19 protein-coding genes are annotated in these 26,268 nt (G+C 71.9%); 13 read left to right on the forward strand and 6 right to left on the reverse strand.

Annotated features, from left to right (window positions below; genetic code table 11):
- Positions 1–99: 99 nt before the first annotated feature.
- Positions 100–1,002, forward strand: coding sequence for an SDR family oxidoreductase (locus DQ392_RS24060; protein ID WP_114017795.1), 903 nt, complete (start codon positions 100–102; stop codon positions 1,000–1,002).
- Between the two features lie 37 nt (positions 1,003–1,039).
- Here DQ392_RS24060 and DQ392_RS24065 read toward each other — a convergent pair whose 3' ends face one another.
- Together DQ392_RS24065 and DQ392_RS24070 are read right to left on the reverse strand one after the other, a co-directional pair.
- The gene (locus tag DQ392_RS24065) at positions 1,040–1,375 is read right to left on the reverse strand and encodes a CDGSH iron-sulfur domain-containing protein (RefSeq protein WP_425470592.1); all 336 of its coding nucleotides are present in this window, start codon (positions 1,373–1,375) and stop codon (positions 1,040–1,042) included.
- Positions 1,308–1,985: a HemK2/MTQ2 family protein methyltransferase gene (locus DQ392_RS24070; RefSeq protein WP_245981865.1), complete on the reverse strand. Its 678-nt coding sequence runs from the start codon at positions 1,983–1,985 to the stop codon at positions 1,308–1,310. Before DQ392_RS24070 ends, DQ392_RS24065 begins: the two co-directional genes overlap by 68 nt.
- Before the next feature lie 165 nt (positions 1,986–2,150).
- Here DQ392_RS24070 and DQ392_RS24075 point away from each other — a divergent pair, with 165 nt between their 5' ends.
- The 7 genes from DQ392_RS24075 to DQ392_RS34120 all read left to right on the forward strand — a co-directional run bounded on the left by DQ392_RS24075 (position 2,151) and on the right by DQ392_RS34120 (position 8,606).
- Positions 2,151–3,878, forward strand: coding sequence for a hypothetical protein (locus tag DQ392_RS24075; protein ID WP_425470593.1), 1,728 nt, complete (start codon positions 2,151–2,153; stop codon positions 3,876–3,878).
- Entirely contained in the window at positions 3,875–4,966 is a 1,092-nt protein-coding gene (locus tag DQ392_RS24080; RefSeq protein WP_114017798.1) for an NADH-quinone oxidoreductase subunit B family protein, read from the forward strand. Before DQ392_RS24075 ends, DQ392_RS24080 begins: the two co-directional genes overlap by 4 nt.
- Before the next feature lie 49 nt (positions 4,967–5,015).
- A complete protein-coding gene (locus DQ392_RS24085) occupies positions 5,016–6,827 on the forward strand; it encodes a nickel-dependent hydrogenase large subunit (protein ID WP_114017799.1) in 1,812 nt (603 codons plus the stop codon).
- A complete protein-coding gene (locus DQ392_RS24090; protein WP_114017800.1) occupies positions 6,820–7,407 on the forward strand; it encodes a NifU family protein in 588 nt (195 codons plus the stop codon). Before DQ392_RS24085 ends, DQ392_RS24090 begins: the two co-directional genes overlap by 8 nt.
- Positions 7,404–8,102 (forward strand): DUF5947 family protein, encoded by a 699-nt coding sequence (locus DQ392_RS24095; protein WP_114017801.1) that lies wholly within the window; start codon positions 7,404–7,406, stop codon positions 8,100–8,102. Before DQ392_RS24090 ends, DQ392_RS24095 begins: the two co-directional genes overlap by 4 nt.
- 64 nt (positions 8,103–8,166) lie before the next feature.
- Complete coding sequence (locus tag DQ392_RS24100; RefSeq protein WP_114017802.1) at positions 8,167–8,373, forward strand: hypothetical protein; 207 nt, start codon at positions 8,167–8,169, stop codon at positions 8,371–8,373.
- An 11-nt stretch (positions 8,374–8,384) separates the two neighbouring features.
- Positions 8,385–8,606: a hypothetical protein gene (locus DQ392_RS34120; RefSeq protein WP_147266562.1), complete on the forward strand. Its 222-nt coding sequence runs from the start codon at positions 8,385–8,387 to the stop codon at positions 8,604–8,606.
- 99 nt (positions 8,607–8,705) lie between these two features.
- Here the strand turns inward: DQ392_RS34120 and DQ392_RS24105 are convergent, their stop codons facing one another.
- Both DQ392_RS24105 and DQ392_RS24110 read right to left on the reverse strand, forming a co-directional pair.
- The gene (locus DQ392_RS24105; RefSeq protein WP_114017803.1) at positions 8,706–9,767 is read right to left on the reverse strand and encodes a YihY/virulence factor BrkB family protein; all 1,062 of its coding nucleotides are present in this window, start codon (positions 9,765–9,767) and stop codon (positions 8,706–8,708) included.
- Positions 9,768–9,969: 202 nt separating this feature from the next.
- A complete protein-coding gene (locus tag DQ392_RS24110; RefSeq protein ID WP_114017804.1) occupies positions 9,970–10,407 on the reverse strand; it encodes an SPW repeat protein in 438 nt (145 codons plus the stop codon).
- Positions 10,408–10,787: 380 nt separating this feature from the next.
- Between DQ392_RS24110 and DQ392_RS24115 the strand changes: the two genes are divergently transcribed.
- From DQ392_RS24115 to DQ392_RS24130, 4 genes are all read left to right on the forward strand, one after another.
- Complete coding sequence (locus DQ392_RS24115) at positions 10,788–13,442, forward strand: outer membrane protein assembly factor BamB family protein (protein WP_114017805.1); 2,655 nt, start codon at positions 10,788–10,790, stop codon at positions 13,440–13,442.
- Between the two features lie 15 nt (positions 13,443–13,457).
- Positions 13,458–15,662 carry an outer membrane protein assembly factor BamB family protein gene (locus DQ392_RS24120; RefSeq protein WP_114017806.1) on the forward strand — a complete coding sequence of 735 codons (2,205 nt, stop codon included), beginning with the start codon at positions 13,458–13,460 and terminating at the stop codon, positions 15,660–15,662.
- A gap of 5 nt (positions 15,663–15,667) precedes the next feature.
- Positions 15,668–17,803, forward strand: coding sequence for a serine/threonine-protein kinase (locus DQ392_RS24125; RefSeq protein WP_114017807.1), 2,136 nt, complete (start codon positions 15,668–15,670; stop codon positions 17,801–17,803).
- A gap of 117 nt (positions 17,804–17,920) precedes the next feature.
- Positions 17,921–19,987 carry a serine/threonine-protein kinase gene (locus DQ392_RS24130; protein ID WP_114017808.1) on the forward strand — a complete coding sequence of 689 codons (2,067 nt, stop codon included), beginning with the start codon at positions 17,921–17,923 and terminating at the stop codon, positions 19,985–19,987.
- A gap of 35 nt (positions 19,988–20,022) precedes the next feature.
- Here the strand turns inward: DQ392_RS24130 and DQ392_RS24135 are convergent, their stop codons facing one another.
- On the reverse strand, positions 20,023–20,841 hold the full coding sequence (locus tag DQ392_RS24135; protein ID WP_114017809.1) for an SAM-dependent methyltransferase: 819 nt from the start codon (positions 20,839–20,841) through the stop codon (positions 20,023–20,025).
- A gap of 201 nt (positions 20,842–21,042) precedes the next feature.
- On the opposite strand from DQ392_RS24135, the gene DQ392_RS24140 reads away from it, so the two are divergent.
- Positions 21,043–21,309, forward strand: a complete 267-nt coding sequence (locus tag DQ392_RS24140; protein WP_114017810.1) for a WXG100 family type VII secretion target — start codon at positions 21,043–21,045, stop codon at positions 21,307–21,309.
- A 517-nt stretch (positions 21,310–21,826) separates the two neighbouring features.
- On the opposite strand, the gene DQ392_RS24145 is transcribed toward DQ392_RS24140, so the two are convergent.
- On the reverse strand, positions 21,827–26,224 hold the full coding sequence (locus tag DQ392_RS24145; RefSeq protein ID WP_114017811.1) for an FtsK/SpoIIIE domain-containing protein: 4,398 nt from the start codon (positions 26,222–26,224) through the stop codon (positions 21,827–21,829).
- Between the last annotated feature and the right edge of the window lie 44 nt (positions 26,225–26,268).

A 26,268-nucleotide genomic window follows, 5' to 3' on the forward strand; every position in this document is an offset into this window, starting at 1 on the left:
CCTCCGGGCCGTCACCGGTCTGGCCGGTGACGGCCCGGCAACGGTCACGCCACCGCCCGCCGCGTGCCGTCACCCACCTGCCGCATCTGGAGGAACACCATGAGCCCCGAGTCCACCGGCAACGAACCGACCGGCGGGCACCCCGCCGACAAGCACCCCAAGCCGGAGTACCCACAGCAGGACCAGCGGCATCCGGGTGACACGGAGGAGATGGAGCCCCGCCCCGACCACGGCGAGCGCACCTACCGGGGCAGCGGACGGCTGGCCGGCCGCTGCGCCCTGATCACCGGTGGCGATTCCGGCATCGGGCGCGCCGTCGCGCTCGCGTTCGCCCGCGAGGGCGCCGACGTGGCCTTCAGCCACCTGCCCGAAGAGGAGAACGAGGCGCGGGAGACCACACGTCTCGTGGAGGACGCGGGCCGCCGCGCGGTCGCCGTCGCCTGCGACATCCGGGAGGAGGCCGAGTGCCGCCGCCTCGTGGAGCGGGCGGCGGCCGGCCTCGGCCGGATCGACGTGCTCGTCAACAACGCGGCCTACCAGATGGCGCAGTCCGACGGCATCGACGGCATCACCACCGAGCAGTTCGACCGGGTGGTGCGCACCAACCTCTACGGGATGTTCTTCGTCACGAAGCCGGCGCTCGCGCACATCCCGCAGGGCGGGTGCATCATCAACACCACCTCGGTCCAGGCCTACCAGCCCAAGCCGCACCTGCTCGACTACGCCATGACCAAGGGCGCCATCGTCACCTTCACCCAGGGCCTGGCCCAGAACCTCGCCGAGCGCGGTATCCGCGTCAACGCCGTCGCGCCAGGGCCCGTATGGACGCCGCTGATCCCCTCGACGCTCCCCGACACCAGCCAGTTCGGCGCCAAGAGCCTGTTCCAGCGGCCCGCCCAGCCGGCCGAGATGGCGCCTGCCTACGTCTACCTCGCCTCCGAGGACGCCACCTACGTGACCGCCGAGATCCTCAACGCCACCGGCGGCACCCCGTTGCCCTGAACCGGCGAGGACCGCGCCGGGCCCGAACCGGGTGGGCTCAGCCTTCCGGTGAGCGACGCCGTCCAGCCGCTTCGCAGTCGGCGGAGGCGTCCGCGTCCGCCGGCGTCCTCTCCGGCCCGGGGCGGGAGCGGCGGCGGTGGCTGGTGTCGCACCAGGGGTAGGTGCGGCTGCGGCGGCAGGTGCACAGCGCCACCATGAAGCGGTCGGAGGTGACCGTGCGCCCGTCGTCGAGGCGTACCTCGAGCGGGCCCTCGACCAGGACGGGGCCGCCGCGTTCGAGGGTCACGCGTCGTACGGGCCGCGCCTCACGGCTGTCGGGAGGCGGACCGCTCTTCGCGCTCGGGGCGTTCTCGTGCGGGGACGAGGTCGGCACGGATGACCACCAGTTCCTCGTGTCGCTGTCCGGGGGAGATCAGTTGCTGCTGTTCCAGCCACCGCGCGCGGGCGCGCAGTACCGGGCCGAAGGGTTGGACGCGGCGCGCGGTCACCGCCGCGTCGAGACCGGAGCCGCGCAGCATCTCCAGCGTCCGGTCGGGGCCGCACAGTCGCGAGTGGACCATCAGCAGGACGCCGTCGTTCGCGAGGAGCCGCGGCGCCGCCTCGCAGAGGCGGTCCACGAACCTGCGTCCGTCGCGCCCCGCGTTCCAGGCGCGCGCACGTCGTCCGGAGTCCTGGCCAGGCCCCGCGTACGGCACGTAGGGCGGGTTCGCCGTCACGATGTCGAAGCGGCCGGTGGCGCGCTCCAGGAAGTCACCGCGGTGCGCGCGGACGGGCAGCCCTCGCAGCCGGGCGTTCCAGGCGGCGGCCAGGGCGGCCCGCGCCGAGATGTCCACGGCGTGCACCTCGCGGGCGCCCAGCCGGGCGCCCGCGAGAGCGACCACGCCTGTGCCTGTGCACACGTCCAGCATCCGCGCGCCCGGGGGGAAGGTCGTCCCCGCGAGGGCTTCGAGCAACAGTTCGGAATCGCCCTGCGGGGCGTACACCCCAGGCGGTCTCAGGAGCCACACGCATCACGAAGTACCAGGAAGAATCCTCTTCAAACGTCGGCCGCCCCCGACGAACCCGCCGCGCCACACCCGTGCCAACAGAGCGCGCAAATCTGACAAAACGGTGCAAATATGGACGCCGGTGTGCGCGGACGCGCACCGATGCGGCGACCGGGAGGCACGGCAGTGGACGGTCCGGCTCGGGCGGAGCCCGGCACGCGGTCGGCGGAAGCGGAGTTCGCGCAGGTCCGCGCGGTCGCGGACGCCATCTGTTACGAGGGCTACCTGCTCTACCCCTACCGCCGCTCCTCGCCCAAGAACCGGGTGCGCTGGCAGTTCGGCATCCTCGCGCCGCGCCCCTGGGTGGAAGCCGACGGACCCGTGCCGCCGAGCGTCGCCGGAGCCGCCGAGTCCTGGCGGCAGCACACCGCGTGCCTGGTGGAGGCCGCCTCCGACGCCCTGCTGCGCGTCCGGGTGCGGTACCTCCAGGTGCAGGGAAAGCGCGTCGAGCGCCGCGTCCCGACGCGGGACGGGGAGGGAATCTGGGAGCCCGTCGAGTCCGCCGACCTCGGCGGCGAGCTCCACCTGTCCTTCGACGAGGCGGTGGAGCACGAGACCGACATCGAGGTGGAACTGGCCGACCTGCTCGCGGGAGAGCGGACCTTCCCCGCCGGCGTCCCCGGCGGCGAGGAGACCACCGCCCTGGCAGGAGCGGACGGTGAAGCACTCCGCGTCGTCAGGTACCGCCGCCCGCTGGCGGCCCGCACCACGCTGTCCGCGCACCCGCTGGCCGACCGCCCCGGCGCGCACCGCCTGAGCGTCCGCACGGAGAACACCGACGACACCGTCCCGCCCGGCACGCCCCGCGACGAGGCGCTGCGGCACGCCCTGATCGCGACCCACACCCTGCTGGGCGGAGAGGGCGTCGAGTTCGTCTCCCTCATCGACCCGCCCGCCTGGGCGGCGCCTCACGCGGACACGTGCCGCAATCTGCACACCTTCCCCGTGCTGGCGGGGGAGGAGGGCACGCGGCGGATGATGCTCTCCTCGCCGATCCTCCTGTCCGACCACCCGCAGGTCGCGCCGGAAAGCCCCGGCGACCTGCACGACGCGGCCGAGATCGACGAGATCCTCTCCCTGCGCACCTTCCTGCTGACCGACGAGGAGAAGCGGGAGGCCAGGGCCACCGACCCGCGCGCGGCCGCGATCCTCGACCAGGTCGAGAACATGCCGCGGGAGGTCTTCGCGCGTCTGCACGGCGCGATCCGCTCGCTGGAGCCCGAGGGGAACTCCGCCGCACGGACGTCGACATCGACGCCGGTGCCGGCCGCCGCCGAGCCCCCGCCCGACGGCGACGACCCGGCGCCGGCGCGCGCGACCACGCCCTGGTGGCAAGAGGGCGGCGACGAGGGGATCTCACCGTCGACGGACAGCGTGCTGGTCGCGGGCGTACCGGTGCGGCGCGGGCACCGGGTGGTGCTGCGGCCGCGGGCCCGGGGCGCGGACGCGCACGACATCTTCCTCGCCGGCCGCACGGCGCAGATCGCGGGCGTCTTCCACGACGTGGACGGCAGCGTGCACCTGGCCGTCACCCTCGACGACGACCCGGCGGCCGAGGTGAACGCCTGGTACGGCCGCTACTTCTACTTCCGCACCGACGAAGTCCACCCCCTGGAAGCAGAAGCAGAAGCAGACGCCGATGCCGACGCAGACACCGGCGCCTCCGCGCCACTCGTCCGCGAACCGTCCCAGCACGCCAAGCAGACCGCCCCCACCAGGCCGCATCCCGGCGCCCCCGACCACCAGCCACCGGGGCTGGCGACGGCGGCTCCGGTCACGGCCGTCCACGACCGACTGCGTGACCGGCTGCAAGGGAGGCCGAAAACATGACGATCGAGAGCGGCACAGCCCGCAAGAGCGAGCACCCGAGCGGGGCCGACCAGCGGCAGGGCATCGAGGAGATCGACATTCTGTGGATCTCCGAGGGCATGAGCTGCGACGGGGACACCGTCTCGATGACGGCCTCGGGGCAGCCCGCCATCGAGGACGTCGTACTCGGCCTCGTCCCCGGCCTGCCGAAGGTGAATCTGTACAACAAGGTGCTCTCGCCCACCGTCGGCGGCGAGGACTTCCTCGCTCCGTTCCGGGCGGCGGCCAAGGGCGAGCAGCCGCACCCGTTCATCCTCGTCATCGAGGGCTCGATCCCCAACCAGAACATCATCGAGGGCGACGGCTACTGGACCTCCTTCGGCAACGATCAGGAGACCGGCGAGCCCCTCACCCTCAACTGGTGGCTCGACCGGCTCGCGCCGCGGGCCTGGGCGGTGGTCGCGGCGGGCACGTGCGCCACGTACGGCGGCATCCACGCGATGGCGGGCAACCCGACCGGATGCATGGGGCTCGCGGACTACCTGGGATGGGACTTCAGGTCAGCGGGTGCGCTGCCGATCGTGCACTTGCCCGGCTGCCCGATCCAGCCGGAGAACTTCATGGAGACCCTCACCTGGGTGCTCCACCACGCGGCCGGTTCGGCGCCGCCCCCGCCGCTGGACCACATGCTGCGGCCGCAGTGGCTGTTCGGGAAGACCGTGCACGAGGGCTGTGACCGCGCCGCTTACTACGAGCAGGGCGACTTCTCCAAGGACTACAACTCGCCCAAGTGCCAGGTGAAGATCGGCTGCTGGGGCCCGGTCGTCAACTGCGACGTGCCCAAGCGCGGCTGGATGTCGGGGGTGGGCGGCTGCCCGAACGTAGGCGGCATCTGCATCGGGTGCACCATGCCGGGCTTCCCCGACGCGTTCATGCCGTTCATGGACGAGCCGACCGGCGGCAGCCTCTCCTCGACCCTCATCAAGCCGTACGGGGCCTTCATCCGCCGGATGCGCGGCCTGACCAACATCGCCGTCAACCGGGAGCCCAAGTGGCACCACAACGGCCCGGAACTGACCAGCGGCTACGACCCGCACTGGCGCGCCTGAGCGACCACCACCGCGTACCCACACCACGAACGACGAGGTAAGGACTGACATGACGGCAACCGCGGCCCGGCCCCAGGCGGAGCGCAAGACACCGCAAGTGGTGGACATGTCCTGGGACCCGATCACCCGGATCATCGGCAATCTCGGGATCTACACGAAGATCGATTTTGCCAACCGGGAGGTGACCGAGTGCCGCAGCACCTCGTCGCTGTTCCGGGGCTACTCGGTCTTCATGAAGGGGAAGGATCCGCGGGACGCCGGCTTCATCACCAGCCGCATCTGCGGCATCTGCGGCGACAACCACACCACCTGCTCCAACTACGCGCAGCAGATGGCGTACGGGGTCAAGCCGCCGCCGCTGGCCGAGCACATCACCAACCTCGGCGAAGCGGCCGAGTACATGTTCGACCACACCATCTTTCAGGACAACATGGTGTTCGTCGACTTCTGCGAGGCGATGGTCAAGATCACCAACCCTGGTGTGCTGGCCAAGGCGGAGCAGACCGCCTCCCCCCGCGGGCACATCCACGGCTACCGCACCATCGCGGACATCATGCGGGCCTTCAACCCCTTCGAGGGCGCCGTCTACAAGGAGGCGCTGCAAGTCAGCCGCGTCACCCGGGAGATGTTCTGCACGATGGAGGGCCGCCACGTCCACCCCTCCACGCTGTATCCGGGCGGTGTGGGCACCATGCCGGAGCCGACGACCTTCACCGACTACCTCTCCCGGCTGATGAAGGTCCTCGACTTCGTCAAGAAGTCCGTCTCCATGAACGACGACGTCTTCGACTTCTTCTACGAGGCGCTGCCCGGCTACGAGGAGGTGGGCAGGCGCCGCACCATGCTCGGGTGCTGGGGCGCCTGGCAGAACTACGAGGCGTGCGACTACCGGTACGAGAACATGAACACCTGGGGCAAGGCGATGTACGTCACCCCGGGCATCATCGTCGACGGCGAACTGGTCACCAACAACCTCGTCGACATCAACCTCGGCATGCGCATCCTGCTCGGCTCCTCGTACTACGAGGACTGGGTCAACGAGGAGCCGTTCGTCACCCACGACCCCCTCGGCAACCCCGTCGACATGCGCCACCCCTGGAACCAGACGACGGTCCCCGCGCCGCAGAAACGCGACTTCGACGACAAGTACAGCTGGGTGATGAGCCCCCGCTGGTTCGACAAGAAGAGCGGCGAGCACCTCGCGCTGGACACCGGCGGCGGCCCACTGGCCAGGCTGTGGTCCACCGCGCTCAACGGCCTGGTGGACACCACCTACGTCAAGGCGACGGGACACAGCGTGAAGATCACGCTGCCCAAGAGCAGCCAACTGCCGGAGATGACGCTGGAGTGGAAGATCCCCAAGTGGTCCAACACGATCGAACGTGACCGGGCCCGCCCCTACTTCGTCGCCTACTCGGCCGCCATGGCCTTCGAGTTCCTCGAGCGGGCCATGGAACTGGTCAGGGGCGGCGACACGAAGATCTTCAACGACTTCGAGCTGCCCGAGGAAGGCATCGGCTGCGGCTTCCACGAGGCGGTCCGCGGTGTGCTCTCCCACCACCTGGTGATCAAGGACAAGAAGATCGCCAACTACCACCCGTACCCGCCCACCCCCTGGAACGCCAGCCCGCGGGACCACTACGGCACACCGGGCCCCTACGAGGACGCCGTCACCGGGCAGCCGATCTTCGAGGAGAACGGCCAGGACGACTTCAAGGGCATCGACATCATGCGCACCGTCCGCAGCTTCGACCCCTGCCTGCCGTGCGGCGTGCACATGTACCTGGGCAAGGGCAAGGAACTGCGGCAGATCCACTCACCGACCTTCGGGGCAGCGGCCACCGGAGCCGGCCATGGCTGAGGACCAGGAGCCGGCCACCGCCGAGGACCGGGCGGCCGTCTCGGCCCACCGGCTGGCGGACGCGGACGTCGAAGCGCGCCTGGCCCGCCTCGACGAGCTGCTCGAACGGGTCGAGGGCGTGGCGGGCCCCACCGCCGAGGCCGCGCTGGAGGCCGTACGGGGACTGACGCAGGTCTACGGCGAGGCCCTGGCCCGCGTCCGCGACCTGGCAGGCCCCCAGCTGACCGGAGCGCTCACCGGCGACCGGCTGCTGCACCACCTGCTGGTGCTGCACCAACTGCACCCGCACCCGGTGGAGCGGCGCGTCGCCGACGCCGTCGAGGGCGTGCGGGCCGTGCTCGCGCAGCGCGGTGCCGACGTCGAACTCGTGGGCGTCGAGGCGGGTGTGGCCTCGGTACGGGTGACGGCCAAGGGGTGCGGATCCTCCGCGTCCGCCGTCGAGGAGGCCGTACGCGAGACGCTGCTGGCCGCCGCCCCGGAACTGACCGCCGTCCAGCGCGTGGCGAGCGCACCGGCACCCGCGTTCGTCCCGCTGACGGACATGCTGCCCACCGCCGCACCGGCCGCGGGGGCGACGTGACCTCCGGCGCGCTCGCCCGCGTGATCCGCACCGCGGCGGAGCGCGGTGGCCCGGCGCCCGACACCGAACGCTGCGACCTGTGCGGCGCCCCGGTCCCGGCCGACCACAGACACCTGCTCGACACCGGGACGGACGGCGGTACGCAGGACCCTCCGGCCGGTGGGCCCGGCGCCGGGGCGCGCACGGGCGGGGTCACGGGTGGGGGCACGGGCGAGGCGGGGCCCGCGGGCGGGCACATGCTGTGCGCCTGCCGCCCGTGCTCGGTGCTGTTCGCCCGGGAGGCGGCCAGTGAGGGCCACTACCGGCTGATCCCGCAGCGGCGCACGCGTCTGGAACCCGTCCCGACGGCCCCGCTGGGTGTTCCGGTCGGCCTCGCCTTCTTCGTCCCGCACGCCGACGGCGGCGTCCACGCCCACTACCCGAGCCCGGCGGGGCCGACGCAGTGGGAGCTGGACCCCGAGGCGTGGCAGGGCGCCGTACGGGAGTGCCCTGCGCTGGCGACACTCGCCGCCGACGTCGAAGCTCTGCTCGTCAACACCGTGCAGGGCCGGCGGCAGCACTGGATCGTCCCGGTCGACGACTGCTTCCGCATGGTCGCCGTCGTCCGCAGGGAGTGGCGCGGACTCACCGGCGGCAGCCGCGTGTGGCCGGAGATCGACAGGTTCTTCGCCGAGTTGACCGAACAGTCGGGGTGAAGCGCACCGACAGCCGGGGCGAGCCGGCGAGGCACGAGGAGACAGACCAGCCAAGGAGGACCCCATGGGCCGGATCAGGGTCGGAAAGCCCCACGTGAAGCCGGACGCCTCGACGCACGTCTTCGGCATCCACCAGGGCAACAAGGGACCGAACAGCCGTCAGACCGGCCACCACGAGGACGGTACGGCGGACGCCCGGCGCTCGACGGGCATCCACTGGAAGAAGCACAACGCCATCATGAAGATCATGCCGAACATCTCGCCCGGCTGAGGAGCAGCACCATGCAGCGACGACCTACGCGAGCTACGCGACCGGCGGACACCGCGGCCACCGCGGCGCCACACCACACGCCCTGCTGGGCACGACGCGTCCTGATCGCCCAGGTCGCGGTGGTCGGGATGCTCGCCGCGGGCATTCTCGTGCGGGAACTGCCCGGGGCGGTACGGGAGGTGCGGATCTGGCGGATGGTCGGATTCCGCGCCGGATCCCGGCACCCGGGCTGACCGGCCCGGCGCCAGTCGCTCGAACCGGCGGAGGACCCGGACGGCGGCGAACCGAATGGGCAAGTGCCGCACGCTCTCCCTCCGTGGCTCACGGCGAGTTCAGCGCGGGTCTTGGAGAGGTCCGTCCTCGGGCGGCCCGCCGTCCTCGGGCGGGTCGTCGGACGGCGGGTCGCCGGGTGGCGGGCGCTGGTCGAACTCGACGGTGACGGTCTCGAAGTCCTTGAAGGTCTCCGTGGTCGCGTACGAGGTGTACGCCCTGCGGTCGGCCCAGTTCAGCCACACCCGGTCCGTGAACGGAGTCAGCAGACTGCGCGGCCACAGCCGGTGCGTGCGCACCACGCTCACCTCCGCCGCCAGGACGAAGATGAGAGCCCCCAGATAGATCCAGCCCAGCAGGCCCAGCACGATCCCGAACATGCCGTACGTCGCGCTGGCCCCCCGCAGCACACTGGTGGCGTAGTAGCCGCCTCCCCACTGGAGCGCCTGCCAGGCGCAGGCCGCCCCCAGGGACTCGGCCCACAGCCGCCGCAGCGGCACCTGATGGTGGGTGAGGAAAATGTAGGTGGCCAGCAGCAACGCCGTATTCACGGCGACGGCCACCGCGGTGATCGCCGTCCGCAGCCCCGTCCCCAGCTCCGTGCCGAACGTCTGCGACTTCGAGGCCGCCACCGACAACAGCAGCGTCACGCACAGTCCGGCCGCGACCGTGGCCAGAAAGAACACGCCCTTCAGCCGCGACCGGAACGGGTTGTGCCGCAGGTGCCGGGGCACCGCCCATATCTTGTTCAGGCTGTACTGCGCTGCCTGCGCCGCGCCCAGGCTGCCGTACAGGCTCCCCATCACACCGATCGCCAGGGCGATCCCGTTGCTGCGGAACGGGTGGATACGCCCCCGCAGCTGGTCCCCGAGCACCGGGAACTCGCCGAGGACCGAGTCGATCAGCCTCCGCTGGAGGTCCGGGTTGTCCTCCAGGAAGGCCCCCAGGCCCGAGACGAACAGCAGCAGCACGGGAAAGATGGACAGGAAGGTGTAGTACGTCAGCAGCGCGACCAGGTAGAGGGCCTGGTCGTCGAAGACCTTGTAGACGACGGCGAGGGGCCCTCCGACCCAGCGGTGCCGCTGCTGGAAGGCGTCGATCCGCTGCGCCGTACCGCTGCCCATGGGGCGTCAGCCGCCTCCTCCCTGACCGTCCGCGGTATCCGGGCTCCACCGCCGACGTCGCTCACTCCAGCCAAGCCCACCCGGCCCGGCCGCGCACGCGCTGCGGCGCCATCCGGCGGTGGGCCGCGAGGGCCTGCGGCGTACGCGACGGGCGGAGCGGTGGGGTACCGCTCCGCCCGTTACGGGTTGCTCAGGGTGGCCGTCACCCCTTCCGTTTCTTTCCCATCGCCAGGCCCATGACCGCGAGGCCGCACAGTGCCGCGACACCACCCGCGATCACGTTGTTCACCACGATCGACGTCGTGTCCGGCGCACCGTTGATCACCCACTGCGAGATGATCACCCAGACTCCGAGCAGCGGCGCCGTCCACCCCAGCAGGTGCGTCCGCTCGTAGGCGGATCCGAAACCGAAGGCGAGCACCGCGAACGCCAAGCCGACGACGAGGTTGCTCACCGCCAGGCTCGTCGAGGTGTTGAATCCGACGACCCACGGTGAGATCGCCATGTAGAGGCCCGCGAGGAAGCTCAGGCCCTCCACGAGCTGTGCGGTCGGAGTGGATCCGGCCTTCTCGTACCGCGCACGCATCTCCACCAGATCCGGGTGGTGCTCGATGCTGCTGCCGGTCGTAGGCACTGCCATGGTTGTCCTCCTCCTTCCGGAGAGTGCCTGTGGTGGGCGAGCGGGACTCACCCACCGGTCACCGGGTGAACAGTGGAGGGGCGACTTTCACGGCCATGCATCCGAATTTATGTGATTTAGGTCACACGGCCGAGTGGTCTCACGGCCGCTCGCACCCTGCCGCTCCGCGCCCGCCCCGCGTCCCTCCGTGCTCCTCAGGACTCCACTCCGCAAGGTGAGGGCACGCGTGCACCATGTGGCTGCCGTGACACCGGTTGGCGTAGGCTCGCTCCCCTCCGTCACCACAGGGCCGCCACGCGTACGGCCGTCATCAGCGGCGGCGCGTCCACGGCGCGGCTGCCCAACAGCGTTGTCATTCAGGGGGAGGGGCGACAGGGGGAATGGAAGCGCTACGTCAGGACGACCCACGACGGCTCGGGCCCTACACCCTCGTCGGCCGGCTCGACGCGGACACGAGTGAGATACGCGCCGCCTCGCGCCGCTTCGTGGGCGTCGCGCCCGGCGGAGAGCGGACCGTCCTCATCAGCACGGTGCCGCTGGAGGCCGTGGAAGACCCCGGCCACGCCCGCCGCTTCCACACGGAAGCCCTGGCAGCACAGCGGGCCGGCCAGGACGGGACGCCGCGCGGCCCCTGGCTGCTGCCGGTCGGCGAAGTCAGCGGCCCCGCCGGTGGGCCCGTCTGGTACGCCTCCCCGTACCGCCCCGCGCTGCCGCTCCCGGCCGCAGTGGAAGCGCACGGTCCCCTGCGGACCCGCACCCTGCTCGCCGTCGGCACGGCGCTCGGCGAGGCCCTCGCCCGCCTCCACGCCGACGGCACCGCGCACGCCGGTGTCCGGGCCGACGCCGTCCTCCTCACCGGCGAAGGGCCCCGGCTGACCGGCTACGGAGCCGCCCGCGTCACCGCCCCGGACGGTACGCCCCGCCCACCCCACCCCTTCCTCGCCCCGGAGCAGATCGCGGGCGGACGCCCCCGCCCCCTCGGCGACATCTACGGCCTCGGAGCCGTCCTCGCCTACGCGGCGACCGGACAGCCCCAAAGCGCCGCCCCCCACCCGGCGGAGCGAGCCGCCCCGACCGGACCGCTCGAAGGGCAGCTCGGCGAACTGCTCGCCTCCTGCCTGGCCGAGGACCCCTCGGCCCGCCCGACGGCGGCGGACTTCCTGGCGGCACTGGAGACCTGCGGCCCGCCTCTGCCTGGGTACGTGCCCTCTGCCCCGCGCGTTCCCCCACCGCCGCCCCGCGCACAGTCGCCGGCGTCCATATCGGCGTCCATACCGTCACCTCCGAAGACATCGCCGGCGGTGCCCCCCACCGGACCGCCCACGACGCCTCCGACCGCACCTCCGGCGACACCACCCACGACGCCTCCGGCGGCATCCGCGACCGTGCCGCCGCCGACGCCGCCCTCGGGGCCGCTGCCGCCCTCGGAGCCGCTGCCGCCCTCTGGGCCGCCGTCGATCGGTCCTGTTGCCACGCTGTGGGACGGTGGGCCGGCGGCCCCGTCGGGCCCTTCCGATCCCCAGGGTGGCGCCATGACGGGTGGCACTGTGCTGGACGGTGCGGGGGGCGGCCGGGCCGCGAGCATGATCGTCCCGGGCTGGCTCCCGCGGCGCGTCAGTGCCTCCCTCGCGGCGCAGGCCGCCGCGGTCCTGGCGGCGGAGGCCGACGAGGAGGCGGCGCCGGCGGCGGAACCGGCCCCGGAGCCGACGGCCCTCGACGGTGCCGCCGCACCGGTGTCCGGCCCGGCGCCCTCCGCGCCCCTGCCCGCCCCTTCCGCCCGCGCCCGGGGCCGCCGCCTCCCCACCCCCTCGCGGCGCTCGCTCCTCACGGCCGTCGGGACCGGCGTCGCCGGGGCCGCCGTGGGCGGTTCCGTGGCCTGGGCCGTGACGTCCGACTCCGCACCGGAGCCCACCCCGGCCGAGAAGCTGGCCGCGCGACGCAAGACCCGCAAACGTCTCAAGGGCGCCCCGCCGACCCCGGCATGGCGCTACGACCTCGCCGATCCGGTGCGGGACTTCGCCCCTCTCCTGTACAAGGACGAGGTCGCCGTCCTCGCGGACGGAAAGGCAGCGGTCGGCGTCGCCGTACGCACCGGCGACGAACTCTGGCGCCGTGCGGAAGCCGAACCCTCGGGCCGCGCATGGCCGTTGAGCAACGGCCTGGTCCTGCTCGCCGGCTCCGACCTGCTCGCACTCGGCGCCCGGGACGGGAAGACCCGATGGCACTCCGAGCGCTACCGCAAAGGGGGCCGCCGGCCGTACACGGCAGTGCTTGCCGCCCACGGCCACGTCGTCTGGCTCGTCGTGGAGAGCGCCCGCTCGTCCTCCACGTCCCGCACCGTCGTCGCGTACGACATCACCGACGACCGCGAACTGTGGAGCAACCCCCTGCCCGCCGGCTACCGGGAAAGTCACCTGCTCGCCGACACCCTCGTGGTGGTCACGGCGAAGAAGGGCGAGCCCCCGCGCCTGACGGCCTACGACCGCGAAACGGGCAGGGAGCGGTGGACACGCACCTACGAGCCGGCCGCGTCGGCCCACCTGACCACGGTCGCCGACCCGGCGACCCTGGTGGCGGCCAAGGGGGCGTCCCTGCGGGCGTACGGGCTGGGGGAGAAGGGCAAGGAGAGGTGGAAGGTCACGGCTGAGGACAAGAACGAGCAGAAACCGGATTTCCTCGGCGTCCCCGTCTCACACAAGCACTCGGTCTACGTGAGCGACAGCACTTATGCGACCCACTGTGTCGACGCGCGGACAGGTAACCTCGCCTGGCGCACCGAGGCCACATTCGACCTGGAGCCGACCACGCGGAATGCCACTCCGGACACTGCCGTCACTCCGGACGGGCGAGTGCTGCTCTCCGCCAACGACGTCGAGGTGGACGCTTTCGAGACCCGCACTGGCTCACTTCTGTGGCGCTTCACCGATCGGCCGTCGGCGTCGGGAACGGTGCTGCGACGGCGCAAAGTCGCGCTGAATGACGAGTACGCCCTGGTCGTCAGTGGGCGCGGTGTCTACGCCCTGCCGCTGGGCTGACCGAAACGAGAAGACATGCCGATACCGAGTGAGCCCGTGCCGGCTACCGAAGAACACCAGGCCACGGCACCTGCCCGAGGGGAGGAAGGCGGCCTGGATGGATATCGCCGCGTCGAGCGGCTCGACACGTCCGCAGACGGTGTGGGGTGGTGGCTCGCGGCCGGTCCCGACGGCGATCGTTGCGTGCTGATGGCGCCCGAAGGCGCGCGTGCCGACGACGCGAGCTACCGCCTGCGCTTCTGGTCGGAGGCCAACAACTCCCGCCGACTCGGTCACCGGTCTGTCGCCAGGGTCAAGAGCACCTCGGCAGCCGGCGCTCGGATTCCGTGGGTGGCTTACGACTGCTTCCCCGCTCTGCCACTGGGAGTCGCTCTGACGGCGCATGGCGAGCCGTTTCCCGGGCAGGTGGTGCGGGGTTGGGGAGTGGCGCTGGCCGAGGCGTTGTGGCATGCGCACAGCCAGGGTCTGGTCCACGCCGGGATATCCTCGCGGTCGGTGCTGCTCACGCCGCACGGTCCACTGCTTACCGGGTACGGGCTCGTGAGGGCTGCTTCGGTGGAGGGCACCGAGCGCCACGCGGTCCCCGGTGTCGCTGAGGTGAGCCTGCCGCCCGAGCAGCGAGCGGGGGGCCGACCTCAGCCGCCGGGAGACGTCTATGCACTGGCCGCTGTCCTCGCCTTCGCCGGAGGGGCGGAAGACGAGCAGGACGGGCCGTCGCACCAATGGGAAGAGGTGGTGGCCCGTTGCCTGTCGGCCGATCCGGCTGATCGGCCGCGGGCCGAGGAGCTGTTGCGCGTCTTGCAGAACTCGACGCCGGTTCCCGACGGCCAACTTCCCGAGCGCCTCGTCGCTGCGATGGACTCGCAGGCCGCACAAACTCCCGAGTCCTTCGAGGGCGCTCCCACATCGCCACCGCCGGTCAATGGGACGGCCGAGGTGGAGACTGCTTCCCCAGCGGGCCCCCCGGCTGCCGCCGCCCCGTCCTCATCTCCGTCCCGCCGTTCCGTACTCACCGCGGTCGCACCGGCTGCGGCCGGCTTGGCGCTCGGCACCGCCGGCGTCACGGCTTGGAGAGTCTTCGGCCCCGAGAAGACCGGCCCCCACGCCCAGCAGATCCGGGGGGCCGCGCCCGCACCGCTGTGGCACTTCGGGCTCCCGGACAGGTCTACGGAGGACTCCTCATTGCTGGCCGAGCGGAGATACCTGCTCATGGGCCACAAGGGGGGCATCGTGGCGTTCGACATCGTCAAGGGGAAGAAGGAGTGGTCCCGCGACGACGTGCTGCCCTCGCAGATTCTGGATGCGGGGCATGGTGATGTCCTGGTCGCATCCGGAGGATCCCAAGGGGAGTTCCTTCTTCTCTCCGCGCGCTCGGGAAAGGTCAAATGGCGCGAGAGGGCGTACATGCAGCCTCCCTCAATGGCTCTCCTCCTGGCGGCCGAGGCCGGGGTGCTGTGGTTCCTCGCTGAGGATTTCAGCGGGGGGGACGAGCTGGAGCAGGCTGTCATCGCGTACAGCCTTCGGCGGCGCAAGAAGCTGTGGCGTGCGCCCATACCCGCCGGGTTCGTCGAGACCTTGACGCCACCCGGCCCCGGGGTGATCGGTCCTGCGCTGCTGAAGTCAGAAATCCTCGTGGCCGGCACGGGGCTGGAGTTTTCGCAGGACAACTTCGCCTTCGTCGCTCTCGACCGACGTGATGGCAGGCGTAAGTGGAAGAAGGAGTACGACGACATCTCCAGCACGTCCGACGGTCTCGTCCTCCCGCTGGAAGGTGACCTGTTGATTGCCGACACCGTCGAGGGGCTGCGCGGGATGAGCCTGAGCAGGGGCAAGGAACGCTGGACTGTCGCGGTCAAAGGGGGAGTGAACGCGCACAGAGCAGTACGGAGGGGAACTGTGTACATCGCCGACAGCGATGTGACGACCTATGCGATTGATTACCGGAGCGGGAGGGTCAAGTGGAAAAGAAAGCACGCCAACCCGCACGAGCAGGGTTACAACCTCTCGTCCATGTCACTCAGTGCGTCGGGACGTGTGCTTCTCCGGGCGGGTATGGCCGAGATCGACGCCCTTGACACTCGCGATGGCTCCCTCGTGTGGCGGCTCGCCATGGCCGGATCCGGAGAGTTCTCGGGGAATCCCGGAACGGTGGTGGCAAGCCGCCCAGGTGTGGTCATCGTTGATGACCGTCGCAACATCTACGCAGTGCCGGTGGACTGATTGCCGTGGCCTTTCCTCTCACGCACGACGATCCCGTACGTCTCGGTGACTACCGGCTCATCGCCAGGCTCGGCAGTGGTGGCATGGGGACCGTCTATCTCGGACGGGCCCCGCGCGGGCGTACCGTCGCGCTGAAGACGATGCACGCGGAGTTCGCCGCGCAGCAGGAATTCCGGACCCGGTTCCAGCTGGAAGTCGACGCGGCCCGGGTGATCGGTGGGCGCCACGGAGCCGAAGTGGTGGACGCGGACGTCCTGGGGGAGACCCCCTGGCTGGCGACCGAATACGTTCTCGGACCTCCGCTGGACGATGCAGTGGCCCTGAGTGGACCGCTGCCCGAGGATGCCACCCGAGCTCTTGGAGCGCGGCTGTGCGACGCCCTCGCACAACTCCATGCTTCCGATGTCGTGCACCGTGACCTGAAGCCTTCCAACATCCTCTTGTCTGCGGCCGGTCCCAAGGTCATCGACTTCGGTATCGCGAGGGCCGCCGGAGATGACCGGCTTACCCGGACGGGCGCCGCGGCGGGCACCCCTGCTTTCATGTCGCCGGAGCAGGCCACCGGCGCAGAGCACACCCCTGCGGGTGACGTCTTCGCCCTGGCCGGGGTGCTGGTCTTCGCGTGCACCGGCAGTGCTCCTTTCGGAGTCGGCCAGGCAGCGGACCTCCTGTACCGAGTTCGATACGGAGAGCCGGACCTCTCCCGGGTGCCGCCCGGGTTGGTGGAAGTTTTCGAACGGTGTCTGTCCAAGGATCCGTCCCAGCGGCCGACGACTCGCGAGCTTGCCGAACAGCTGGGAGGCGGAGTCGAATTCGCTGACCTGCTGCCCGATGGCGTGCACGCGGAGATCCTGCGGCGGTGCCAGGCCGTCTGGGATGCGGTTCCTCCTCGCCTGGCCGCGCCGACGGATGGCCAGGCGGAGAGGACGACCTGTTCGGGCGTCACCGGTTCGACTCGACGACGGGTATTGCTCTGGGGCGGTGCCGGGCTCGTGGCTGCTGCGGCGGGGGCCGGCGCCTGGGCCACGACGCGGCCCGACGGCACCGAGAAGCCGGCAGTGTCACCACCTTCCGACACCGCGGCCGCGGGCGGCCCCGATCCCTCGTGGCAGTCTCCGTTCGACGAAGGGGACCTTCAAGCGGTGATGGCGGGCGATTACGTGGCCGTCGCCTCGGACGTACGCCTCACCGTATTCGACATGGAAGGGAAGCGGAAAGGCACGAACAAGTACATTCAGGGGAACAAGCCCCCTCACGTCGACGGTGACCATCTCTACCAGGTCAGTCACAAGCTCGACTTCTACCGGGTGGATCCGAAGACCGCCGAGTTCGCAGACCGTGTGGCGGACCTGCACAAGGTGGGTCTGCGGGACGGGAACGGCGCGGACGTGCTCGGTGTGCATGAAGGGTTCGTCGTCATCCAGGACGCTTTCGACGGGGAGTTCGAAGAGCCGCAGCGGCGATACGTGGGTCTGGACGCTCGCACGGGGAAGGTGCGTTGGCGTAAGACGAGGAAAACGGCTGGGGTGACGGTCATCGCCGCGTCGGACGGCATGATGGTCATGGTCGATATCGATCAGGTCTTCGCCGTCGACGTCGTTACAGGAAAAACGGTGTGGTCGAGAGAGTTCGACGCAGCGGTGAACAGTGAGCTGTCCACAGCCGGTACGGATCAGGGTGGCCACATCTACTTGGGCCTCGACGAAGTAGTGGCGCTTCGTGTGAAGGACGGCAAGACGGCGTGGCGCTTCGGTAAGGGAAGAAAGCCTCCCGAGCCGAAAAAAGGCGAAAAAGACGGGTATTACGGTACGCCTCTCTATCATGACGGCACTGTCTACGCCTCCGTGCCCGGAAGCGGTGTGGTGGCCCTGGACGCGAAAACCGGAAAGCTCCAATGGGACATGGAAGCGCCATGGGCGACAGAGATCCCGCCCCACGCCGTGCCTGCCGCCGGTGATCGGTATCTGTACTTCGCCTCAAAAGGTGCGCGCCTGATAACCGCAGTCGACCGCGACAAACGCGAGACCAAGTGGGTTGTCCCTGGCAAGGGGGAAGAGGAAGCGTCGTTGATGCCCCATCACGGCTCACGCCAACTCGTCGTCGCCACCGACAAGCGAGTCTTCGGCCTGCCCTTGAAATGATCCGCCGAAGCGGCCCGCCTCCGCCGCACCAGCAGCGCCCGCCCTGCCCCGTTGTCGGAAACCGTCGGAAACCTCGTCGGAAACGTTGTCGGACACCACCTCCAGGAGCCACTTCCCATGAAACCTCTCGGCGTCGGCGACCCGCTGCGACTGGGTCCGTACCGGCTGGTTGGTGTGCTGGGGGCCGGCGGGATGGGGAAGGTGTATCTGGGGCGGGACGGGCGGGGGAGAGCTGCCGCGTTGAAGGTGCTGCGGCCCGAGTTGGCGTACGACCCGGAGATGGCGCGGCGCTTCGTACGGGAGGCCGAGGCCGCCGGCGCGGTGCGCGGCACAGGGGTCGCGCGGGTGCTCGGGGCGCAGACCGAGGGCGGTCGGCCGTGGATCGCCAGCGAGTTTTTGGCGGGCCCCACGTTGCAGGAGGCCGTCGAGCGGCACGGCCGGTTCCAGGACGCGGCGGTGCGCGCGCTCGCCGCGGCGCTGGGCCGAACCCTTGCCGAGATCCACTCCGCGGGCCTCGTGCACCGGGACCTCAAGCCCGCGAACATCGTGCTGACCTCACGGGGCCCGCGCGTCATCGACTTCGGTATCGCCAGGCCCGAGCACGGGCTGACGCTCACCACCACGGGGCAGGTACCCGTCACACCCGGATACGGGCCGCCCGAGCAGGTGCTGGGGGAGCGGGTCGGCCCGGCGGCGGACGTGTTCGCGCTCGGCGCTGTCCTCACGTTCGCGGCGACGGGCGCGCGGGCCTTCACCGGGGAGCACGTGGCGGCGGTGAGCTACGAGGTGGTGCACGGGCAGCCGCGCCTGGAGGGGCTCTCACCCGAACTGCTCCCACTCGTCGCGCCCTGCCTGGACAAGGACGCGGCGCGGCGCCCCACGCCCCAGGACGTGGCGCGGGCCTTCGCGCCGCCCAAGGGCGCCGACCTGGCGTGGCGGCGCGGCCCCCTCGCCGGGGAGATAGCCGAGCGCGAGCAGACCGCCGAGCGGATGACCACACTGCCCGCCGCGGGCGACACCGACGGTGCCGTGCGCCCGTCCCGGCGGCGTCTCCTCGCCGGTCTGGCCGGCGGCGGTGTCGTCGTGGCCGTCGGCGGTGGCGCCGGAGCCTGGTACCTGCTGGGCCGGGACGAGGACGCCCCCCGTGACTGGGACGCCGAACCGCTGGCGAAGCACGAGGCAGGAAAGCCTCCCGCGCCCCTGTGGGGCCCCTTCGAGGTGACCCGCGAAGGGGCCCCGGCGCCGGTACCGCTGCGCGACGTCGTGGTCGTCGCGGCGCAGGGCGGCGGCCTGCACGCGTTCGACGTGCGCAACGGCGGGCGGCGGTGGAAGGCCCGCCTGTCCGTCGGGAGCGGGCCGCTGCTCGTCACCGGCGCCGAGGAACCCGTGCTGCTCGCCGCCGACCGGTCCGGGGAGGTCCTCGGCCTCGGCGCGGACGGCAAGCGCCGCTGGTCCGCGCCCGCCGACGCCGCCGTCCTGCTCGCGGCCGACGCCGAGACGGTGTACCTGGCGACGAAGAGCAACAAGCTGCGCGCCGTCGACCTCACCACGCACAAGCCGCGGTGGACCGCGAAACTGCCCGTCGAGTCCTCGGCCGAACACCCCGCACGGGCGGTGGTGACGAACGGCCGGCTGGTCGTCCACGGGGCCGATGGGAAGGCGGCGTGCGTGGACACCGGGAGCGGCCGGGCCGTCTGGGGCCCCAGGAAGCAGAGCGCCGAGGGCATCGCGCTCACCCCCGCCGCGGGGCGCGGCGCGGACGGCCTGGTCTACCTGGGAGGCCGCCGCCTGACGGCCCTGTCCCTGGCCGACGGCTCGCAGAAGTGGGCGCAACCGGCCGCCGAGGACAGCGGCTGGGGCGCGCCCGCCGTACGCGGAAAGGTGCTGTACGCCGCGAACGCCGCCGACGTGGAGGCGCGCCGCACCGCGGACGGTACGGGCACGTGGACGGTCACACTCCGGACGACCACGCTGCCCCTCGACGCGCCGACGCTCCAGCGGAACACCGCGTGGGTCGCCATGTACGACGACGGCTCGCAGGGTGTGACCGCCGTGGACACCCGCAAGGGCGCCCAGGCGTGGACGTACATCCAGGGTGCGTCGGGGCCCTGGCGCCTCGGCGCCGACGGGAACCGCGTCTTCCTCTGCCAGGGCAACGTGCTGACAGCCATGCCCGTCATCTGAGCCGCCCCTGCTCGCCCGGCGGCGCCGCCCGCTGACTAGGGTTTGAAGCCCAGGCCCGCCCACACGCCGGCCTCGGCCGGGGTGACCATGCCGGGGAGTTGCGGTACGTCGTCGGTGTCGAGGTCGAGTCGCCAGTCGCAGGTGGCCGTCAGGCCCGGCTCGACCAGTTCCAGGCCGTCGAAGAACCCGGCGACCTCCTTGTGGCTGCGCAGCCGCACGCGCATGTTCGCCTGCCGGTACCTGTCGGCGATCAGCCGCATGCCTTCGGGATCGAAGTCCTCGGTGGCGTGCGAGAGGGCGAGTGCGCTGCCCGAGGGGAACTCTTCCAGCAGCCGGCGGACGAGAGCCTGCGGCTCGTGGGTGTCCTCGATGAAGTGGAAGAGGGCGATCACGGTCAGCGCGACCGGCTCGGAGAAGTCCAGGGTCTCGCGGGCGCGTTCCAGGATGGCCTCGGGACTGCGGACGTCCGCCTCCACGTACTCGGTGACCCCCTCGGGGGTGCTGGTCATCAAGGCGCGCGCGTGGGCGAGCACGATCGGGTCGTTGTCGGAGTAGACGACCCGTGCGGTGGGCTGCTCCTGCTGCGCCACCTGGTGCAGGTTGGGGGCCGTGGGGATGCCGGTGCCGATGTCGAGGAACTGCCGGACGCCGCGTTCCCGCGCCAGGTGGCGTACCACGCGGTGCATGAAGGCCCGGTTCTGGCGGGCGGCGATCATCGCGTTGGGGAAGAGCTTCAGTCCTTCGACGGCCACTTCCCGGTCCGGGCTGTAGTTGGTCTTGCCTCCCAGGTAGAAGTCGTACAGCCGCGCGGTGTGCGGCCGTGTCGCGGTGCCCGGGGGGATCTGCTGGCTCATGCGTCACTCCTGTGAAACCTCACGTGGTCAACCACTGTGCCGCACGCCGTTGTTGAGCACCAGATCACCGTCCTGCCCGGCTCGCGCGGCGGGCGGTGACGGTGCTGTGGACGCGCTGTGACACGAACGGTGCCCGGGCCGAGGTGATGTGCGTTACCGTCAAAAAGACGTGTCATAACCGGATAACGGGGAGGGTTCCCGATGGGAATGAACGGTGCCGACCTGGCGCGGCTGCGTGAACTGGCGGGAAAGTTCGACGGTGACGCGAACCAGCTTCAGGGGCTCATCACCAGCCTCCAGAACGCGTGCGACGAGAGCGGGGGCTACTGGACCGGCGGCAAGGCGCAGCAGTTCCGCTCCGAGTGGCAGAGCCTCAAGCCGACCTTCGACCGCTTCGTCGAGACGCTGCGGGACGCCGGCCGGGCCGCGCGGACCAACGCGGACAACATCGACCACGCCACCAACTGACCTACGGCCGCGGCGGGTTACCGGCCAGGGCCCCGGGCCCTGGCCGCCGCCCCGGCTCCGACGGGCCGCAGCCGCCCCGGCTGCGGCCCGCTGTGGTGCCGGGGCGCGCCGTTGTGCGGCGCCCCGCTGTTCTGTGGTGCCTCGCCGCCGGACGGGGCCAGGTGCCTGGTGGAGGCCGGACGTCGTGCGGGGCCGGGCGCCCGACGGAGGTTTTGCCGCCATGGAGGCCGGCCCGCAGTCGTGCGGAGGCCGGGCGCCGCGTCGCCGCGCGGAGGCGCGCGGAGGCGCGCGGGCAAGCGCAGCCCCGACAGCGGCGCGGGGCCAGACGCCTGGTGGGCCGCACTTGCGGTGGAGGCCCGCCGTCCGGCGGCGGTAGTAGCCCCGCCGTCGGGCGGGACGAGACCCCCGGTGGGGACCGTATCGCCAGGCGGAGGTCCGCCGGGCGCCCGAGGCGAGCCCCGTCGCAGAGGGCTCTCGCGACGCCGCCCCGGGAGCGGGACCCCGCGCACGGGCCCGCTCAGGCGTCCGTGACCGCCTGGACCGGCATCATGTCGCCGCTGAGGATCAGCAGCCCGCGGCCCGCCACGCCGGAGGCCGCGGCACGGGGCAGCCGGATGTTGAACAGTTCGCCCTCCGCGATGTTCTGCGGCGACAGCAGCAGCCCGCTGCGCGCCCGCCGTGCCTCCTTGACGAAGCCCCGGTACTGCGAGGTCAGCGAGTCCGTCGTGCCGGCCGCCACGAGCCCGTGCCCGCCGTCGACGCCGCCGCGCACGACCGTCTCCAGGACGGAGTCCACCGGCGTGTCGAACACCAGCTCGGCGTCGTCCACGATCACGGCGTACCGTCCGCGCTCGTGGGCCTGTACCAGCAGCTCCTGCAACCGCGCCGACTCCGCCGTCTCCCGCACCCCGCCGAGCACGCCGGGTTCGCCCTCCAGTTCGCGCAGCGGGGAGCGTTTCGGGGTGACGAGGACGAGGGGCGTCCCGGCGCGCAGCAGCGAGCGGGCCGCCGCGCACACCGACGTGGAGCGCCCCGACTTGGGCGGACCGGCGATGACGAAGCCGGGGCCGTGCTGCGCGAGGTCGGCGCCGACCGGAGCGAGTTCGTCCCCGCCCACGCCCACCAGGGCCCACAGCCCGCCCGGCAGTCCGGACTCCGCCGCCAGCGCCAGCGCCTCGGCCGTCGTGGCGCGGGCCGGGAGCGGGTCCACCCGCATCGGGCGGAGCGCGGGCGAGGTCCTGCCGTACGTGGCGGCGGCCCGCTCGGCGATGCCGCGGACCGCGCCGACCTGGGCCTGCCCGGCGGGGTCGGGGTCCAGCAGCGCGATCTGGCTTTCCAGCACCCCGTCGTCGCCCGGCCGAAGAGCGCGTCCTGGCGGCAGGTGCGAGGGAATGTCCCGCGGTGTCATTCCGGCCGTGCTGTAGTCGTTGGGGTCGGCGAGACGCAGGATGAGCCGGTCGCCGAACGACGAGGAGACGGTGCCGGACAGGCCGCCACGCCCCGCGGTCATCACGACGCGCAGCCCCACGGAGGGGCCCTCGCGGAAGAGCTGCGTCATGGCGTCGATGAGCTTGCCGTAGTCGTACGACTCGTAGGTGGCGGTGTAGCTCTCCCAGCCGTCCAGCAGCAGCACCATCCACGGCAGACGCTCCTCGGGCGAGCCGGCCGCGGCCCGCTGTTCGGCGACGTCGGCCGCGCCTGCCTGTGCCAGCAGCTGCTGGCGGCGCACGATCTCCGCCTGCATTCTGCCCAGCAGCCGGGTGAGCCGGTCGGCCTGGTCCCTGGTGACGACCGCTCCGCAGTGCGGCAGCATCGCCAGCGGAACGAGCGCGTTGGAGCCGCAGTCCACGCCGTAGAGGTGGACGTCGGCGGGGGAGGAGACGTCGGCGAGGGCGGCGGCGACGGTGCGCAGCGCCGTCGACCGTCCCGAGCGCGGCCCGCCGACCAGCAGGAGGTGATCCCCGTCCACCAGGTCGAGCGTCAGTGGCGAGCGGTCCTGGCGTGCCGGTACGTCGGTGACGCCGAAGGCGACGGGCGGCACGTCGCCCTGGCGGCCGCCCGCAGGGCGCGGCACGTCGGCGACCGTCACCAGGTCGGCCAGGGGTTCGAGCCAGGGCCGGTAGGGCGGGTCGAACCGCATGGCCGCGGCGCTCTCACCGAGGGCGGCGACCAGCACCGCCAAGTCGGTCAGCGGGTCGTCGTCCTCCTGCCCTGGCGGCTTCGGACGGGCCGGCGGGGCGTGGCCGAGACCGGCCCACTCCACCGGCGCGGCCCACGGCCCGGACGCTTCGGAGGCCGCCGCCTGCGGCCTGTGCCCTCCGACGCGTCCGGACTGGAACGGCAGGAGGGAGGAGCTGCCCAGCCGCACCAGGGCGCGTCCCGGTGTGGCCCGGGTGATGGCGGCCGAGTCCGGCGCGTCGATCACGTCCTGGCTCTCCGCGCTGTCGGTCGTCCGCAGGGCGATGCGCAGGTTGGTGTTGGCGCGGATCTCCGGGGAGACCACGCCGCTGGGCCGCTGCGTGGCCAGGATCAGGTGGACACCCAGGGAACGGCCGCGCTGGGCGACGTTGACCAGGCCGGTCACGAAGTCCGGCAGCTCCCTGGCCATCGAGGCGAACTCGTCGACGACGATCAGCAGCCGGGGGAGCGGGGCCAGTGACGCGTCCTTGCGGGCGAGCGGCTCGTAGGCCTCGATGTCCTTGGCGTCGACGGACTCCAGGATGCGTTCACGGCGGCGCACTTCGGCGTTGAGCGAGACCAGCGCCCGTTCGACCAGGTGGGAGTCCAGGTCGGTCACCATGCCGACGGTGTGCGGCAGCTGCTCGCACCCCTTGAAGGCCGCGCCGCCTTTGTAGTCGACCAGGACGAAGTTCATCGCGTCCGGCCTGTTGGCCACCGCCAAGGACGCCACGAGCGTCTGGAGCAGCTCCGACTTGCCGGCTCCGGTGGTGCCCGCGACGAGTCCGTGCGGCCCGTCCCGCACCAGGTCGATGGTGAAGGGGCCGTCGAAGGAGACGCCGACCACCGCCTCGGTCGAGCGCCCGCCCACCGCCCAGCGTGCCGCGATGGCCTCGGCCGAAGGCGGCTCGAGACCCAGCAGGTCCAGCAGCCGGCAGGAGTCCGGCAGCGCGCCCGCCTCCCTGTCGCTCACGTCGCGCAGCGGTGCCATGGCGCGGGCGACGGTCTCGCACCAGTCTGGCGGCACGCAGTCGGGGCGCACCGACTGCACCGGACGCTCCCCGAACTGCGAGACCTGCAACAGCCCGAAGTGGTCCTCCTCGACGAGGGCGCGGCACTCCTCGGGCAGCAACCGCCGGTCCGCGTCCAGGCACACCAGGTGGATCCCGCAGTGCGGACCCTCGACCAGCAGCTGCTTGAGCCCCGGCAGGGCCCGCAGCCGGCGGGAACCGTCGAGCACGACGAGGACACGCGGGCCGCTCCACCGGCGGTCGGACCCCGACTGACCTTCGCCTCTCGACTCCTGGCGGGCTCCCAACAAGGCCAGCAGTTCGCTGATCCGCTGGGCGACGCTCGCCGTGTCCGTGCCCATCAGTGCCACTGTGTCGTGCCCCTGGCGGCCCCGCGCGTGCGGCAGCCAGCGCACCCACTCCCACGCCTCGCGGCCCGAGTGGTCCGTCAGCACGTAGACGCTCAGATCCGCCGGGCTGTGCACCACGGCGGCCTGGGCGACCAGCCAGCGTCCGAGGGCGCGGGGCAGCTCGCCGCGGCCCGCGACACCGAGGATGCCGTGCGTGCGCAGCGCCACCCGGACGGGGACGTCGGACAGCACGCGCGGCTCGGCGCGCAGGTGCTCTTGCTGGTTGGGGTCGCTCACCTCCACCTCGGACGGCATCGCCCCGGTGCCGACGCGGAGCACGCCGAAGTCCTCGTCCTCCAGCCGCCGCTCCCACAGCCGCTGCCTCGGCCTCGTGGCGGTCAGGTACAGGGCGGCCGGGTCCGGGCAGGCGAGCCGGCGCGCGGCCGTCTCCTGGGCCATCGCCTTGCGCGCCTGGTACTCGATCGAGATCTTCTGCCGTTCGTACTCGCGGCGCTTGCGGCGGTGCGAACTGCGGCCCTGCCTGCGGTCGTAGAAGTGGTTGGCGACCAGCGTGACCGGGGTGAGCACCGCCATGATCAGGTAGATGGCGCTGCCGAGCAGCACCACCAGGGCGACGGCCGCCAGCATCGGTGCCAGCGCCACCGCCCACGGCATGGGCCGCGTCTCCGACTGCGTGGGCCTGGGCGGCAGCTGGAACTGCGTCGTGCGGGCCGAGGGCTTGATCCGCGGCGGTCGGTTGTAGTCCAGCCCCGTGCCGTCCTGCGAGGGTTTGAGCGCGGTGTCGGGGAAGACCGGCTCGCTCAGCTCGAACAGCGAGTGCCCGGCGGCGACCGTGCCGCGACGGCGCCAGCCGGTGGCCCGCTCCACCTGGTCGCCGTCCATCGTCACGCCGCTGCCGAACGCGGGGCTGACGGTCACCGACCCGTCGACGGCCACGTCGATCTCGAAGGCGGAGCTGGGCAGGGTGCTGTCGGAAAGCCGCACCCACGCCTCCGGCCCGCTGCCCACGACGGCGACACCGGGGCCGAGCCGGTACACCCGCCCGGCGTCCGGGCCGCCCACGACCCGCACCTCGACCGTCCCCTGGGCCTGCGGCGGCGGGCACGCACCGGGCGTGCCGAGGGAGACCGTCGCGCCGTCCCGCACGGGGGAGTCCGCCAGCGGCAGTGCCGGGTCGAGGAGACAGCCGCCCACGTGCAGCGCGGGGGGTGCGCCCCGGCCGCCCCCGTCCTCCCCGCCCACGTGCCGGGCGATCTCCCGTGCGACGGCCCCGACGGCGGTGTCGGGCTCCGCGTCCACGAGCAGGTCGGCGCGGAGCCCACCCGTGGCGTCGACGGCGGTCAGCCGCAGTTCCATATGAGCCCCCGCTCGCTGTACGTGTCCGGTCCCCGGCCCTCGCC

The sequence above is a fragment of the Streptomyces reniochalinae genome (assembly GCF_003323735.1).
Taxonomy (GTDB): Bacteria; Actinomycetota; Actinomycetes; order Streptomycetales; family Streptomycetaceae; genus Streptomyces; species Streptomyces reniochalinae.